This is a genomic window from Gillisia sp. Hel_I_86 (assembly GCF_007827275.1).
In the GTDB taxonomy this organism is placed as follows: Bacteria; Bacteroidota; Bacteroidia; order Flavobacteriales; family Flavobacteriaceae; genus Gillisia.
In genome coordinates this window covers 340025-356327 of the sequence record NZ_VISE01000001.1, presented here as the reverse complement: position 1 = coordinate 356327, position 16303 = coordinate 340025, and the positions used below count along the sequence as shown (strand labels likewise).

The window sequence follows — 16303 nt, the reverse complement described above, 5'->3', positions numbered from 1 at the left end:
TAAATTTTTAGTGTATTGATTTGGAAATGATTAGAAAAAGATTGTATTTTAGTGCCCCGCTTTTTTGAGGAGTGGTTAAAAAAAACTTGATATTTTTTTAATAAAATTTGCGCGGCAAGATAAAAGAGGCGTATATTTGCACCCGCTTTAAGGGTAAGACTGCAAGGCGTAACAAGTTCTTTGATCAGTGAGCATACGGTGCAGGTTTTAGGGGAAGAAGTCCTCAAAAAGTTTATCCAAAAAAAACTTCAAAAAAGTTTTGGTCGGTAAAGAAAAAGCATTGTATATTTGCAGCCGCTTTGAGCGGGATCAAAAGTTCACGAAGAGTTATTGAAAAGAGGTCCCTGGGTTAGGGCGGTTAAGAAGAGGTTCGACTCCTTTTGTTTCGACAAGAAGTTCCTATAATCCTTCCCTTAGGGAAGATGCCCGCAAGGGCAGATGGGAGAAATGTTCATTGATATATTGAATTGACAGCGCGTTTCAATGTTGTCCGCAAGGATGGCAGAAGAAACCAAAAGAAAAGAATTAAGACTAGAAGAATATTTTGAGTGATTGGTTTCTCTTCGGAGGAGCTAATGAAACAGGCCTTGTAATTGTTGCAACATTTAAAAATCAACGATGAAGAGTTTGATCCTGGCTCAGGATGAACGCTAGCGGCAGGCTTAACACATGCAAGTCGAGGGGCAGCGGTCCCGCTTTCGGGCGGGAGCCGGCGACCGGCGCACGGGTGCGTAACGCGTATACAATCTACCTTGTAGAGGGGAATAGCCCAGAGAAATTTGGATTAATGCCCCATGGTATTATAGGACAGCATTGTTTTATAATTAAACATTCATGGCTACAAGATGAGTATGCGTTCTATTAGTTGGTAGGTAAGGTAACGGCTTACCTAGACTTCGATAGATAGGGGTCCTGAGAGGGAGATCCCCCACACTGGTACTGAGACACGGACCAGACTCCTACGGGAGGCAGCAGTGAGGAATATTGGACAATGGGCGGGAGCCTGATCCAGCCATGCCGCGTGCAGGAAGACGGCCCTATGGGTTGTAAACTGCTTTTATAGAGGAAGAAACACCCCTACGTGTAGGGGCTTGACGGTACTCTACGAATAAGGATCGGCTAACTCCGTGCCAGCAGCCGCGGTAATACGGAGGATCCAAGCGTTATCCGGAATCATTGGGTTTAAAGGGTCCGTAGGCGGGACGATCAGTCAGCGGTGAAAGTCTGTGGCTCAACCATAGAATTGCCATTGATACTGTTGTTCTTGAATACTTATGAAGTGGTTGGAATATGTAGTGTAGCGGTGAAATGCATAGATATTACATAGAACACCGATTGCGAAGGCAGATCACTAATAAGTCATTGACGCTGATGGACGAAAGCGTGGGTAGCGAACAGGATTAGATACCCTGGTAGTCCACGCCGTAAACGATGGTTACTAGCTGTTCGGGAGCAATCCTGAGTGGCTAAGCGAAAGTGATAAGTAACCCACCTGGGGAGTACGTTCGCAAGAATGAAACTCAAAGGAATTGACGGGGGCCCGCACAAGCGGTGGAGCATGTGGTTTAATTCGATGATACGCGAGGAACCTTACCAGGGCTTAAATGTAGGTTGACAGGGGTGGAAACACCTTTTCCTTCGGGCAATTTACAAGGTGCTGCATGGTTGTCGTCAGCTCGTGCCGTGAGGTGTCAGGTTAAGTCCTATAACGAGCGCAACCCCTGTTGTTAGTTGCCAGCGAGTCAAGTCGGGAACTCTAACAAGACTGCCAGTGCAAACTGTGAGGAAGGTGGGGATGACGTCAAATCATCACGGCCCTTACGTCCTGGGCCACACACGTGCTACAATGGTAGGGACAGAGAGCAGCCACTTCGCGAGAAGGAGCGAATCTACAAACCCTATCACAGTTCGGATCGGAGTCTGCAACTCGACTCCGTGAAGCTGGAATCGCTAGTAATCGCATATCAGCCATGATGCGGTGAATACGTTCCCGGGCCTTGTACACACCGCCCGTCAAGCCATGGAAGCTGGGGGTACCTGAAGTCGGTCACCGCAAGGAGCCGCCTAGGGTAAAACTGGTAACTGGGGCTAAGTCGTAACAAGGTAGCCGTACCGGAAGGTGCGGCTGGAACACCTCCTTTCTAGAGATTTTGCCGTTTTAAAAGGCAAGACGCAATTACATCAAAAAGGTTCTCAAGAGGTCCTTTTGGTCTTGATTCCTGTCAATTTAATTATATTATAATAGTAAAAAGTGAAATGTGAAGAGTGAATGGTATTACTTGAAACTTGTCATTTTAAACTTGAAACTGTTAAAGATGCAGTCTCATAGCTCAGCTGGTTAGAGCGCTACACTGATAATGTAGAGGTCGGCAGTTCGAGTCTGCCTGAGACTACTTTTTAATTCTGAATTCGGAGTTTTGAATTCAAAATTGAACATGTTCATTACAATACTGGGAAATTTTAGAAGTTGAGAATTCTAATCATTTTAAATTCTGAATTCATAGTTCTGAATTTCGACAAATGGGGGATTAGCTCAGCTGGCTAGAGCGCTACGCTTGCACCGTAGAGGTCAACGGTTCGACTCCGTTATTCTCCACCATTTTTTTTCTTCTTAGGAAGATACGTTCATTACAAATTGAAATAGAGTTTTAGTCATTTTATGGGACTGGAGCGTCCCGATTTTACATCGGGAAGCCTCAACGGTTCGACTCCGTTATTCTCCACAAGGCAATGCCTTGGGATATATTATGTATCACAAGGGTGTTGCAGGCAAAACGCCTACTGATAATTATTTATCAGTGGCGATTCGCCACACGTTCATTGACATATTGGGAAATAAAGAATACGAGAACATTAGGTACTTGCAAGGAATTGCAAGTGCAAAAGAACAATTATAATAAAAGTGTTGTTTTTGCATATCGGCAAAAGCAAGATTTGAGCAAATTAGGTAAAAGCACATAAGCTAAATAAGGGCGTATGGGGAATGCCTAGGCTCTCAGAGGCGAAGAAGGACGCGATAAGCTGCGAAAAGCTGCGGGGATTGGCACATACAAATCGATCCGCAGGTATCCGAATGGGGCAACCCACTATATTGAAGATATAGTATTCCGTAAGGAAGGCGAACCCGGGGAACTGAAACATCTAAGTACCCGGAGGAGAAGAAAACAAAAGTGATTGCGCAAGTAGCGGCGAGCGAACGCGCATTAGCCCAAACCACGTGCGTTACGGCGCGCGTGGGGTTGTAGGACCACGTGATTGGTTGTGAACAGAATTAGAACACCTTGGAAAGGGTGGCCAAAGAAGGTGATAGCCCTGTATAGGTAATGAACATGAACCATAGTGGTATCCTGAGTAGTGCGGGGCACGTGAAACCCTGTATGAATTTGGCGGGACCATCCGCTAAGGCTAAATACTCCTGAGAGACCGATAGTGAACCAGTACCGTGAGGGAAAGGTGAAAAGAACCGTGAATAACGGAGTGAAATAGATCCTGAAACCATACGCTTACAAGCGGTCGGAGCCCTTAGGGGTGACGGCGTGCCTTTTGCATAATGAGCCTACGAGTTACCGTTGCCAGCAAGGTTAAGCCTTTAAGAGGTGGAGCCGTAGCGAAAGCGAGTCTTAATAGGGCTAGTATAGTTGGTAGTGGTAGACGCGAAACCGTGTGATCTACCCTTGGGCAGGTTGAAGCTGTGGTAACACATAGTGGAGGACCGAACCCGTTGACGTTGAAAAGTCTTGGGATGACCTGAGGGTAGGGGTGAAAGGCCAATCAAACTCGGAAATAGCTCGTACTCCCCGAAATGCATTTAGGTGCAGCGTTGATTTAAAGTTTTATAGAGGTAGAGCTACTGATTGGATGCGGGGGCTTCACCGCCTACCAATTCCTGACAAACTCCGAATGCTATAAAATGTTGGTCAGCAGTGAGGGCATGGGTGCTAAGGTCCATGTCCGAGAGGGAAAGAACCCAGACCATCAGCTAAGGTCCCCAAATGTATATTAAGTTGAAATAACGCGGTTGGACTGCCCAGACAGCTAGGATGTTGGCTTGGAAGCAGCCATTCATTTAAAGAGTGCGTAACAGCTCACTAGTCGAGCGGTCCGGCATGGATAATAATCGGGCATAAATATACTACCGAAGCTATGGATTTACAGTTTTTGAATTGTAAGTGGTAGGGGAGCATTGTAACAAAGTTGAAGGTGTGCCGTGAGGCATGCTGGATTGGTTACAAAAGAAAATGTAGGCATAAGTAACGATAATGCGGGCGAGAAACCCGCACACCGAAAGACTAAGGTTTCCTCAGCTATGCTAATCAGCTGAGGGTTAGTCGGGACCTAACGCGACCCCGAAAGGGTTAGTGGATGGACAACAGATCAATATTTCTGTACCTGCCCCACGTTAAACGTGACGGAGGCGAAAAGTTGGTGCGTACTGACGGAATAGTACGTTGAAGCCAGTGGCAACACGGCAATAGTACACAAAAGCTTCGGCCGGCGTGACAATCCAGCAAATCGACTTCCAAGAAAAGCAAGTGGTGGCAGCCCGTACCGTAAACCGACACAGGTAGTTGGGATGAGAATTCTAAGGTGCTCGAGAGATTCATGGCTAAGGAACTAGGCAAAATCGACCCGTAACTTCGGGAGAAGGGTCGCCCCCGCCTTGCGGGGGCCGCAGTGAAGAGGTCCAGGCGACTGTTTATCAAAAACACAGGGCTCTGCCAAATCGAAAGATGATGTATAGGGCCTGACACCTGCCCGGTGCTGGAAGGTTAAGAGGAGATGTTAGCTTCGGCGACGCATTGAATTGAAGCCCCAGTAAACGGCGGCCGTAACTATAACGGTCCTAAGGTAGCGAAATTCCTTGTCGGGTAAGTTCCGACCTGCACGAATGGTGCAACGATCTGGACACTGTCTCAGCCATGAGCTCGGTGAAATTGTAGTATCGGTGAAGATGCCGATTACCCGCTGTGGGACGAAAAGACCCCGTGCACCTTTACTATAGCTTAGTATTGACTTTGGACAAGTGATGTGTAGGATAGGTGGGAGACGTTGAAGCTGCATCGCCAGGTGTGGTGGAGTCATTGTTGAAATACCACCCTTTACTTGTTTGAAGCCTAACCCCGTTTTGCGGGGGACAATGCTTGGTGGGTAGTTTGACTGGGGTGGTCGCCTCCAAAAGAGTAACGGAGGCTTCTAAAGGTTCCCTCAGCACGCTTGGTAACCGTGCGCAGAGTGCAATGGCATAAGGGAGCTTGACTGAGAGACATACAGGTCGATCAGGTACGAAAGTAGGGCATAGTGATCCGGTGGTTCCGCATGGAAGGGCCATCGCTCAAAGGATAAAAGGTACGCCGGGGATAACAGGCTGATCTCCCCCAAGAGCTCACATCGACGGGGGGGTTTGGCACCTCGATGTCGGCTCGTCACATCCTGGGGCTGGAGAAGGTCCCAAGGGTTGGGCTGTTCGCCCATTAAAGTGGCACGCGAGCTGGGTTCAGAACGTCGTGAGACAGTTCGGTCTCTATCTACAGTGGGCGTTAGAAATTTGAGTGGATCTGACTCTAGTACGAGAGGACCGAGTTGGACGAACCTCTGGTGCACCAGTTGTTCCGCCAGGAGCATTGCTGGGTAGCTACGTTCGGAAGGGATAAGCGCTGAAAGCATATAAGCGCGAAACCCACCACAAGATGAGATTTCTTTAAAGGACCGTGGAAGACCACCACGTTGATAGGCCATAGGTGTAAAGGCAGTAATGTCATAGCCGAGTGGTACTAATAATCCGTAAAGCTTAGTGCGGTTCTCCCTTTTTCTTCGGAAGAAGGGAGGGCGAAAAACCTATCCAATTTGCCATTGATCGTTCGAACTGGTATTCTTCTATTGTTTGTTTCCCATATGTTGATCTTATTATCACGCCTTGGCGTGAAGTGAATTGTGAATTGTGAAGCGTGAACAGGTTTTTTCTGATCACCCCTTGCCCCTCACTGATCACTTATAATTTAAGGTGGCTATGGCAACGGGGCTCACCTCTTCCCATTCCGAACAGAGAAGTTAAGCCCGTTAGCGCAGATGGTACTGCATTTTTGTGGGAGAGTATGTCGCCGCCTTTTTTTTGAAAGCCCCTTCATCACCCGATGGAGGGGTTTTTTTGTTTTGTGGGGACTTCAAATATAAAGTAAATCGTACCACGTCCCGAAAAGTGTGTTTTTAAGGGGCCCTCCCGGCCAGGGACCGCAGCCGGGCCACCGCGTAGCGCAATAAAAACAAAATAAAATTATGGAATAATTGTAGGGATTAAGACAATGAAAATTTATTCTACTAACGATTATGTTTAATCAAAAAGAGCTTTCATAATTGTTTTAATTCCTGAAAACATCAATATAATGGCGCCTACCAGAGCAAGAAGCCCAAATATCAGAACAAAAATATAGTACGGATGTTCCTTATTATGAAAAGCGGAATAAAGCACAACAGGTCCTAAAAGCGTTAAGGGAAGTGCTCCTGCTAAATATTTAAGGCCTTTGCCAAGTAATTCTCTATTAGTATGTTTCATAGATTGCAAAATGAGGTATGATATCACTCAACTAGGTATGTTAGTGTATCAGATTGAGATAATCTAAAATAACCGAAAGCAAAATTTTCAGGGGTCGTGGTGTTTACTATATTTCCTCTCACTGTTGTTGGCTGAGTTTGGAATGGTCCGCCATTATTTTCTCCAGCTTGCGAACTCAGTATATAAAGATATTCATAAAATCTCTCTGAGACCCCTTGTATTTCAAAATTTACCTGATCCCCGGATTTTAAATCTTCATCAGAAAAATAGGCAAAAGTTCTATTTCCGTTCGTAAACTCATCATTGTAAATTTGAAGGGAAGTATTTTCAAAAAAAAATTTCAAGAGGTAGTAATTTTTGATTTCTGAAGGATCTGAATAATAAGCTTTCAATTCAATATCATTTCCGTTAAATCCTCCATTACTTGTTTGTTCTATATTTTCCAAATCTACCACGGGGATCATTTTTTCGCTGGCTGTATAAAATTCATTTTTGTAATTAATAGATAGTGTATACGATTTATATAATTCGGGCTTGAAATTTGTATTTTCATATATGCCAGGAGAGATTTCAGTAAACTGATAGGTTTCTTCTGTAGCGGAATTAATTATGACATTAGCACCTTCTGCTGGAGGATTTTCAGAATTATAAAATGAGGTAGTACTACTTAAAATGATGTACTGATTATTTCCTAGCGATTCCTTTTCCCATATAATAGAAGCTTCTACTACCAGCTTTGGTTCCGATTCTTGGAGATCTACTTCCACAACTTCTTCACAGGAAGACAGAATTAAAAGCATCAAGAAAAATCCCATATTTAATAGTGCTCTCATAATTAAAATTTGAAATTATAGGTCACAGATGGTATGATACCAAATAGTGACAATCGTACTGCTTCATTTTGCCCAGTATCATCGTTATTTCTAAAACTTAACGACACTGCGTTTTTTCTAGCATATATGTTATAGATCCCAAAATTCCAAGATGATTGATATTTTCGGCCTTTATTTTTAGTTGGGGTATATGTTGCAGCTATATCCAATCTATGGTATGCGGGTAGGCGCTCACTATTTCTGGGAGCGTAAACGGGAATGACAAAACCTTCAAATCTATATTGCCCTGTTGGAAATGTGGTAGGTAAGCCAGTTTGATAGCTAAAATTTGAACTTAATTCCCAAGTATTGTTTAGTTGATAACTAGAAGTTACTGAAATATCATGAGTTTTGTCATAGGCAGTATTATACCAGTTCCCATTGTTAATTCCATTTTCCATTTCTGTTCTGCCGGGTGTTTTTTGTTCAGATCGAGATAAGGTATAAGCTACCCAGCCAGTAAGTCTTCCTTTGTTTTTTCTTAATAAAAGTTCCAATCCATAGGCTCTGGCTTTTCCCGGCAAGATTACTTGCTCTATGGCATTGTTGGCAATTAAATTAGCACCATCTATATAATTAACTCGGTTCTTTATGTATTTATAAAAGCTTTCAACTTCTAAAGAATAGTTGTTATTTTTTAAATTTTGAAAATATCCAACGGAGAATTGATCTAATACTTGCGGATCTATATATTTACCACTTGGCGACCAAATGTCCAAGGGCGTGGGGGAACTTGTGTTAGTTATGAGATGCAAATATTGAATCATCCTGTTATAGCTTAATTTTACAGATTGATCGTTATTAAAACTGTATGCCAAAGATGCACGTGGCTCCAATGCCCAAAAATACTTCTCTACTTTAGATTTTTCTAGTGTTTTTGTACCAATAGGATCTGCTTTTTCATAAATCTTAAAATCATTATTAAATACTACAGCTTCATTATTCTCATATAAATTGAGTTCTGATTGTCCTAATCTAAAAAAATTGCTAAAACGCAGTCCATATTCAGCAGATAAATTTTCGCTTATTTCATGCTTGGCCGATATATATAAAGCACTTTCAAACGCATATTTTTTGGTTAATTTATAGTCGATTATTCCAGAAGTGGGAGTGCTGGGCTCTATTTCTCCAGGGTTGAATTCATAATACGTGTTCTGCATTCCATAATCCAAACTGAAATCATCGTTTATATATTGATCGAAACCGTACTTGATATTTAGGTTTTTTATACCGCTATTCCAGTTAAATTCAACAAAATCCAGCGTAAGGCCATAATAGTAGTCGCTATAAATAAGGGAAAGGTTTGTGAAAATATTATCTGTAAGTACATGGTTCCACCTTAAGTTAAATACGGCATTACCGTAGGTGTTTTTAAAACTCTCATTTATATTGAAAACATCCCTTCCGAAATAACCAGAAAACAATATCGTATTGTTGTTATCCAGCCTATAGCTCAATTTTGTGTTTAGATCGTAAAAATATGCCGAATTCTGGTTGTCTGATAATTTTAAGAATAAATGGGCATAAGAGCTTCTTCCCCCTATTAAAAACGAACCTTTATCCTTAATAATAGGCCCTTCGGCTAATACCCTACTGGAGATAACTCCAATTCCGCCATTCGCTTTAAATTCTTTACTATTTCCGTCTTTCTGAAAAATTTCTAAAACAGATGAAACCCTCCCACCATATTTTGATGGAATTCCGCCTTTGTATAATTTTAAATTCTTGATCGCATCTGGATTGAAAACAGAAAACAACCCGAATAAATGAGAGGAATTATAAATAGTAGCTTCATCCAGCAATATTAGATTCTGATCTACAGCTCCACCGCGAACATTGAAACCTGAAGAGCCTTCCCCTGCATTGGATACTCCAGGAAGCAATAAAAGGGACTTAATTACATCTACTTCTCCAAAAACCACTGGTAACTTTTGGATGGTGTTAATACCCAATTTATTAACACTCATTTCTGCACTTCTAATATTAAGCCTTTCTGAGTCCTCAATGATAACAACTTCTTCCAAGGTTTCTGAAGTTTCCGTCAATGAAAAATTATAGGTAGCATTCTCTGTAATAGTAAGCACAACTTGCTCATTTTTAAAACCTAAGTAAGTGATTGTTAATGTATGAGTGCCGGGCGGTAATTTTATCGAATAAAAACCATACTCATTGGTAACAACACCAGAATTTAAATTGGATACCAGAATATTCACCCCGTAGAGGGTTTCATTGCTAGAAACATCTTTTATTACACCATTGATGGTAAAGGTCTCTTGAGCTTGAAGAAAGAAAAACGAGAATATAAAAATTGCAGAAAATAATTTTTTCAACTTTTTTTGGTAAATATAGGTTTTGTAATACTATTTTTTTGAATAGATCATGGATCTTAGGAAATAATTTAAAGCTGTTTAACTCGATTGAAACTAGTTCTTTAAGAAGCCAAAAGCCCTAATCATATTGATCAGGGCTATTTATTTGAAATCATTTTCCCTTCCTAGTTCTGCAGAATATTATTCAATGTTTCACTTGGGCGCATTGCATTTGCTGTAAGATCTTCATTGGGATAATAATAGCCATCAATATCTACTTTCTTGCCTTGAGCATTTATAAGGTCTTGTAGAATTTTTGTTTCATTAATTGCTAATTTCTCCGCAATCTTGGAAAATTCAACCTTTAAACTTTGATCCTTATTTTGTGCCGCCAGACCTTGAGCCCAATACAGTGCTAAATAAAAGTGGCTCCCTCTATTGTCCAATTCGTTTACTTTTCTTGAAGGAGACTTATCATTGCGTAAAAATTCTTCGGTGGCTTCATCTAAAGTTTCGGAAAGGATCAAAGCCTTTTTATTATCGAATTTTTCGCCTAAATGTTCCAAAGAGACAGCAAGAGCTAAAAATTCACCTAAGGAATCCCAGCGTAAATGCCCTTCTTCCAAGAATTGTTGGATGTGCTTAGGTGCAGATCCTCCTGCGCCAGTTTCAAATAAACCACCACCATTCATAAGGGGAACGATAGATAGCATTTTTGCGCTTGTTCCTAATTCTAAAATTGGAAAAAGATCTGTTAGGTAATCCCTAAGTACATTTCCACTTACCGAAATAGTGTCTTTCCCTTCTTTTACCCTTTTTAGTGTATAGTTAGTTGCTTCAAACGGTGCCATTATTTGAATGTCAAGCCCTTCAGTAGTTGCTTCAGTTAAATATTTTTTAACTTTTTTAATTACTTCGGCATCATGGCTTCTATTTTTATCTAACCAGAAAATAGCAGGCATCCCAGAAGATTTTGCCCTGGAGACAGCTAATTTTACCCAATCTCGGATTGGAGCATCTTTAACTTGGCACATTCTCCATATATCACCTTCTTCTACGCTATGCTCAATAATTACTTCGCCTTTGGAGTTTTTTACTTTTACGGTTCCATTTGAAGGAATTTCGAAGGTTTTATCGTGAGAACCATATTCTTCGGCCTTTTGAGCCATAAGACCAACGTTAGGGACTGTTCCCATGGTGGTAGGATCGAAAGCGCCATTTTTCTTGCAAAAATCTATAGTTGCTTGGTATATTCCAGCATAGCTACTATCTGGAATCACAGCTTTTGTGTCCTGCAATGCTCCTTTGGAATTCCACATTTTACCGGAAGTCCTGATCATTGCAGGCATAGAAGCATCAATAATCACATCACTTGGCACATGCAGGTTGGTAATTCCTTTATCTGAATTTACCATGGCAAGGGAAGGACCGTTTTTAAAACCTTCCTTTAGGTCAGCTTCTATTTCTTCTCTTTTGTTTTCTGATAAATCTGAAAGTGCATTTAATAAATCTCCCAATCCACTATTTGCATTTACTCCAATTTCATCAAAAGTTTCGTTATACTTTTCAAAAAGATCTTTAAAAAAGGTACGTACAGCATGACCAAAAATTATGGGATCGGACACCTTCATCATTGTCGCTTTCATGTGTAGAGAAAACAATACGTTTTTTTCTTTGGCGCCAGCAATCTGTTCATTTAAAAATGATATAAGTGCTGATTTACTCATTACAGTGGCATCAATAATCTCGCCGTCAAGAACTTTTAAATTTTCTTTTAAAATACTGATTTGACCATTGGAACCTTCTAATTCTATGCTCAAGACATCAGCATGATTAAAGGTTAGAGACTTTTCGTTGTGAAAGAAATCCCCGGACTTCATAGTAGCCACATGGGTCTTAGAATCAGATTCCCATTTACCCATGGAATGCGGGTTTTCTTTGGCATAATTTTTTACAGCTCGGGGAGCTCTCCTATCCGAATTTCCTTCCCTAAGAACCGGATTTACAGCACTCCCTTTAACCTTGTCATACTTTTGCTTAATCTTCCTTTCTTTTTCATCTTTTGGTTCACTTGGATAATTGGGTAAATCAAACCCCTTTTCTTGTAATTCTTTGATCGCTGCCTCCAATTGAGGTTCGGAAGCACTAATATTGGGAAGTTTAATAATATTAGCTTCGGGTTTAGTAACCAGTTCTCCCAGTTCCTTTAGGGAATCGGATACTTTTTGGCTTTCTGGAAGTACATCGTTGAATGCCGCTAAAATTCGAGCAGCTAGGGAAATATCCTTTGCTTCGATTTCTATATTCGAAGATTTAGTAAACTTCCTAACAATTGGTAGGAAAGAAAAAGTTGCAAGCATTGGAGCTTCATCTGTCTTGGTATAAACTATTTTGGATTTTTGTGTCATGTAAATAAATTATTTTTCTTCTCAATTGCCACAGGAAAAAATAATTTTTCCTATGATTCTCGTTTGGTTATTAAATATTAAAATTGAACTATTTTGGATGTAAATTCCAAAGTGTAGCGAAGATAGGGTTTTTAGCTATTTTATCATAGGAGCCAATGAGTATTCACGGAGTTTTAAACAAATTTTATCACTAAAAAAGCCATTTCAACATACCTTGTATATTGAAATGGCTCCTGACGAAATAACGCTTTACCGCTGGATCTTTAAGATCATTCGTAAGTCAATTACCACAACTTACTTCGTGCGTTACTTCACATGATATAATTTACTCACAAACGCGCTTAAATTATATCAAAGACGTTCAAATCTTTCAAACTGCTTTTGCTTGGCAAAATATGCGTTATATAGAAGATAAGAACCTATGTAAAGAACTTCCTTTACAGTACTATTTAAAATGGAGAAATCCTTTTGTCATTCTTCCTGTTTTTAAATGTACCTTTAAATTTACGACCAAATTTATTCATTGTCAAGAATTTTAACTATTTAGTTTTCAACAGGTTGTAAGGCTTAGTTATTAACTTTTGTTAATTACTCCTTTTTAATATTGTTAGTGGATTATAATAAAATTTCCAATAAAAAAAGCCCCAGATACGGGGCTTTTAAATAATAATAAAATTGATATTATTCCGTAACTGCTCTTAAGGCATTTACCCGACCTTTACCAAAGAAAAGGCTTTGACCGTTACCATCTATCTTGTCAGAAGTGTTTTCTATTTGTCTTGCAACTTCTTTAGGATCCATTTTACCATTTTTACCGATTATCAAGGCAGCAACTCCACTAACATGTGGTGCAGCCATACTTGTTCCTGCGCTAAAGTAATAACCATTACTTCCAGTGCTTACAATTCCATCAAGTATTGAAACATCAAAGTCCCCGCCTGGCGCTGCAACATCTATTAAAGATCTGCCATAGTTAGTGTAACTGGCAGGAATATCATAATTTGAAGAAGGATCAAAATTCCACCCTTCTGGAGCAGTGGCGGAAATTGTAATTATATTGTTCAAGCCACCAGGCAATTTAATTGCCGCTCCATTGCCGTCATAATTCTCTGCATCATTTCCTGCAGAAGCTATAATGGTTACACCTTTATTAAAAGCATAATCGATTGCTCTTTGTTGTGCGTGGATAATCTCCTGAATAACTTTTGGGCTAACCCGGTATGCATTACCGTCAGCATCAATTAATTTTCCATTTTTGCTCAAAGTTGCACCAAGGCTCATATTTACGACATCGGCATTGTTGTTTCCCGCATAAACAATTCCTGCATTTATACTACTAAATGCCCCACTTCCCGTATATTCAGATAAAACCTTTACGGCAACGAGTTCTGCTTCATAAGCAACTCCAATTACTCCAATTTGGTTTTGGGCAGCTGCAATTGTTCCTGCAACATGTGATCCATGATTAAAATAACTCCCTGGTCTAATGTTCCAATCTTCTCCAGGAACAAATGAAGCAGATAGAGATGTGTTTAAGTTAGGTGCAAGATCTGGATGTTCTGCATCAATTCCAGAATCCAGTACAAATACACTAGCTCCTTTACCAGTAAACCCAGCATTCCAGGCCTGGGGTGCGTCTATTGCATCCATGCCCCATAAATATCCATAAAAAGGTTCTTCATCACCTATACTTGGTGGAGTAACTTCTTCTTTTGGTGCGGTAACTGCCCCTCCGTCTGTAGAAGGAATCCATTTTATTTCATAATCTGGTACTACTGAAACAATTTCCTTGTTCTTTAAAGTATTCTGGATAAAATTTGCATCTTCTGAGTTTACAATCGCAATTCCAATCTCGGGAATAGTGCTAATTACTGTTCCTCCACTCTTTTTCAGGAAATTTTCTACACTTTTGGTTAATTCAGTGCTTTCGGAAATTACCATATAGTTTTTAAAAGTAGGCTCTTGCAGGTCGATGTTTACAATATCTGTAGAGTTTTCTGTAGCTTCCTCTTTTTCACAAGAGGTAAATAAAAGCCCAATGATACCTAAACAGAAAAGAATTTTAAACAAGTTTACATGTTTCTTCATAGTTAAATTTTTTATTAATTAATAAGTGGCTCCAATATAATAGATTAAATAACAATTATTATAATTTAAATCTTAAATAAGATGATAACTCGATGAAATGCGTTATAGATAATGTCAATTGCATCATTAGTTAAAACTCTTTATAAACATCGAAAAAAATAGCGCATAAAAAAAGCCCCAATTAAGGGGCTTCTGGTTTCTTGAGAAGAAAAATTATTTTCTTCTAAGTTCTTTGATACGGGCTTTTTTGCCTGTAAGACCTCTAAAGTAATAAATACGGGCTCTTCTTACGGCACCACGCTTATTAACTTCAATTTTTTGCAATGCTGGCAAGTTAACTGGGAAAATACGTTCTACTCCAACAGTACCACTCATTTTTCTAATGGTAAAAGTTTTAGAAGTTCCAGTTCCTTTAACTTGAATTACAACACCTCTAAAAAACTGGGTACGGGTTTTTGCTCCTTCCTTGATTTCATAGTACACAGTGATCGTGTCACCTGCTGAAAATTCAGGAAATTCTTTCCTTGTAACGAATTCGTCTTGAACGAATTTAATTAGGGATTCCATATTTGTAATTTTAAATAAAGTCTAAATCAACATTCACGGATCTCGCCAGAGGTTAATATAGAAACGAGTGCAAAATTATAAAATTTAAAACTATAAACAAGGCGAATTTAAATTAATCTTCTTCCAATAAATCCGGACGTAGCTTTTTTGTTCTTTCATAAGACTGCTCTTCTCTCCAGGAATCAATTTTCGGGAAATTTCCGGAGGTTAGAACTTCAGGAACCTTCCAGCCTTTGTAATCTGCAGGTCTTGTATATACAGGCGGGGCTAAAAGGTCATCCTGAAAGGAATCTGTTAGTGCCGAAGTTTCATTCCCCAATACCCCGGGAATTAATCTGATTACAGCATCGCAGATGATAGCCGCTGCCAATTCCCCTCCAGATAATACGTAGTCTCCAATAGAGATCTCTTTAGTGATAAAATGATCCCGAACCCGTTGATCTACCCCTTTGTAATGCCCACAAAGAATGATGATATTTTCCTTTAAGGAAAGTGTATTTGCTGTTCTCTGATCAAATTTGGATCCATCTGGGGTCATATAGATTACCTCGTCATAATCTCGTTGCGACTTTAATTTAGTGATGCATTTATCTATAGGTTCTATCATCATCACCATTCCCGCGCCACCACCAAATTGGTAATCGTCTATTTGCTTGTAATTATCGGTAACGTAATCCCTAAGATTGTGCAAATGGATTTCTACCAGTCCTTTTTCAATGGCCCTTTTTAAGATGGAAACTTCAAAGGGGCTGGTAAGAATATTGGGGACAACGGTTATTATATCTATGCGCATGCTAATTTATTTTACTCGATAATCGAGATTTAAATGCTCAAAGGCTTGCCTCGAAATTTTATTTTTTTTCCTATAAATACCTCGTGAGTTCGTCCGAGGTAGTTTACTTATCACTAGCTTTATTTCTTTCATCCTGCAGCAATCTTCCAAGTCTTTGCTCTTTAACCAGTGCTTTGGCTTTAAATGCTTCAAATTCTTTTTCGGTTTCTGTAAGATTGTTTTTAGCCTCGCTAGTTTGTGCGTGGCCTTTTTTGTATTTGTAAATAAAGAACAGCAGTAATAAAATCAAAATTGCAACTATTCCCCACATTAGTGCCATATACGAACCTTTACTAAAGGGCATCCCTAAAAAGGTTATCGCATCTTTTTCTGCGGTAACTTCTTTTAAATTGTCCCGGGTGTTTTCAAGATCCTTTCTTAGCTGTACTATTTCTTTTTGCTGCTGATCTATAGTGTTTTTTTGGGCAACAATTTCATTGTTTAGGTTGGAAATGAAGTTTGCTGTATTCTGTTTCAGCTTCATTAGGTCACTGTAGTCTACCACTTTATAGCCTTGATAGTCATTTGAGTTTTCAATGATAGTCGTAAATTCATCTTCCACAGGATTGTCACTTTCTTCTTTCTCCTGTGCAGTTAGCGAAAATGTAGAAGAGAGGATCGCTAATCCCAATAATAATAGTTTATTCATTTTAATGCTTTTTGGTTTGGTACTCCTA

General features: G+C 39.9%; 8 protein-coding genes, 2 tRNA genes and 3 rRNA genes. 5 read left to right on the top strand and 8 right to left on the bottom strand.

The genetic code is table 11. The features are described 5' to 3' along the window. The first annotated feature begins 615 nt into the window (after positions 1–615). The 5 genes from JM83_RS01535 to rrf all read left to right on the top strand — a co-directional run bounded on the left by JM83_RS01535 (position 616) and on the right by rrf (position 6107). Positions 616–2141: ribosomal RNA gene (locus tag JM83_RS01535) — 16S ribosomal RNA — on the top strand. Positions 2142–2319: 178 nt separating this feature from the next. After that, positions 2320–2393, top strand: a tRNA-Ile gene (locus tag JM83_RS01530). Positions 2394–2522: 129 nt separating this feature from the next. Next, positions 2523–2599: transfer RNA gene (locus tag JM83_RS01525), tRNA-Ala, on the top strand. A 355-nt stretch (positions 2600–2954) separates the two neighbouring features. After that, positions 2955–5796 (top strand): 23S ribosomal RNA (locus JM83_RS01520). Positions 5797–5997: 201 nt separating this feature from the next. Next, a 5S ribosomal RNA gene (rrf, locus tag JM83_RS01515) occupies positions 5998–6107 on the top strand. Together the 16S, 23S and 5S rRNA genes with 2 tRNA genes alongside form the textbook arrangement of a ribosomal RNA operon. Positions 6108–6328: 221 nt before the next feature. Here the strand turns inward: rrf and JM83_RS01510 are convergent. The 8 genes from JM83_RS01510 to JM83_RS01475 form a co-directional block, all read right to left on the bottom strand. Continuing rightward, complete coding sequence (locus JM83_RS01510; protein ID WP_144958722.1) at positions 6329–6550, bottom strand: DUF6095 family protein; 222 nt, start codon at positions 6548–6550, stop codon at positions 6329–6331. A 23-nt stretch (positions 6551–6573) separates the two neighbouring features. Further along, positions 6574–7383 (bottom strand): DUF4249 domain-containing protein, encoded by an 810-nt coding sequence (locus tag JM83_RS01505; RefSeq protein ID WP_144958720.1) that lies wholly within the window; start codon positions 7381–7383, stop codon positions 6574–6576. A 2-nt stretch (positions 7384–7385) separates the two neighbouring features. Continuing rightward, positions 7386–9752, bottom strand: a complete 2367-nt coding sequence (locus JM83_RS01500; RefSeq protein ID WP_261376301.1) for a TonB-dependent receptor — start codon at positions 9750–9752, stop codon at positions 7386–7388. 164 nt (positions 9753–9916) lie between these two features. Then, a complete protein-coding gene (locus JM83_RS01495) occupies positions 9917–12139 on the bottom strand; it encodes an NADP-dependent isocitrate dehydrogenase (RefSeq protein ID WP_144958718.1) in 2223 nt (740 codons plus the stop codon). A 681-nt stretch (positions 12140–12820) separates the two neighbouring features. After that, positions 12821–14227, bottom strand: a complete 1407-nt coding sequence (locus tag JM83_RS01490) for a S8 family peptidase (RefSeq protein ID WP_144958716.1) — start codon at positions 14225–14227, stop codon at positions 12821–12823. Positions 14228–14440: 213 nt separating this feature from the next. Further along, complete coding sequence (gene rplS, locus JM83_RS01485; RefSeq protein ID WP_144958714.1) at positions 14441–14794, bottom strand: 50S ribosomal protein L19; 354 nt, start codon at positions 14792–14794, stop codon at positions 14441–14443. Positions 14795–14906: 112 nt separating this feature from the next. Beyond that, entirely contained in the window at positions 14907–15587 is a 681-nt protein-coding gene (trmD, locus tag JM83_RS01480) for a tRNA (guanosine(37)-N1)-methyltransferase TrmD (RefSeq protein WP_144958712.1), read from the bottom strand. 103 nt (positions 15588–15690) lie between these two features. Continuing rightward, positions 15691–16275, bottom strand: coding sequence for a hypothetical protein (locus tag JM83_RS01475; RefSeq protein WP_144958710.1), 585 nt, complete (start codon positions 16273–16275; stop codon positions 15691–15693). Positions 16276–16303 lie beyond the last annotated feature (28 nt).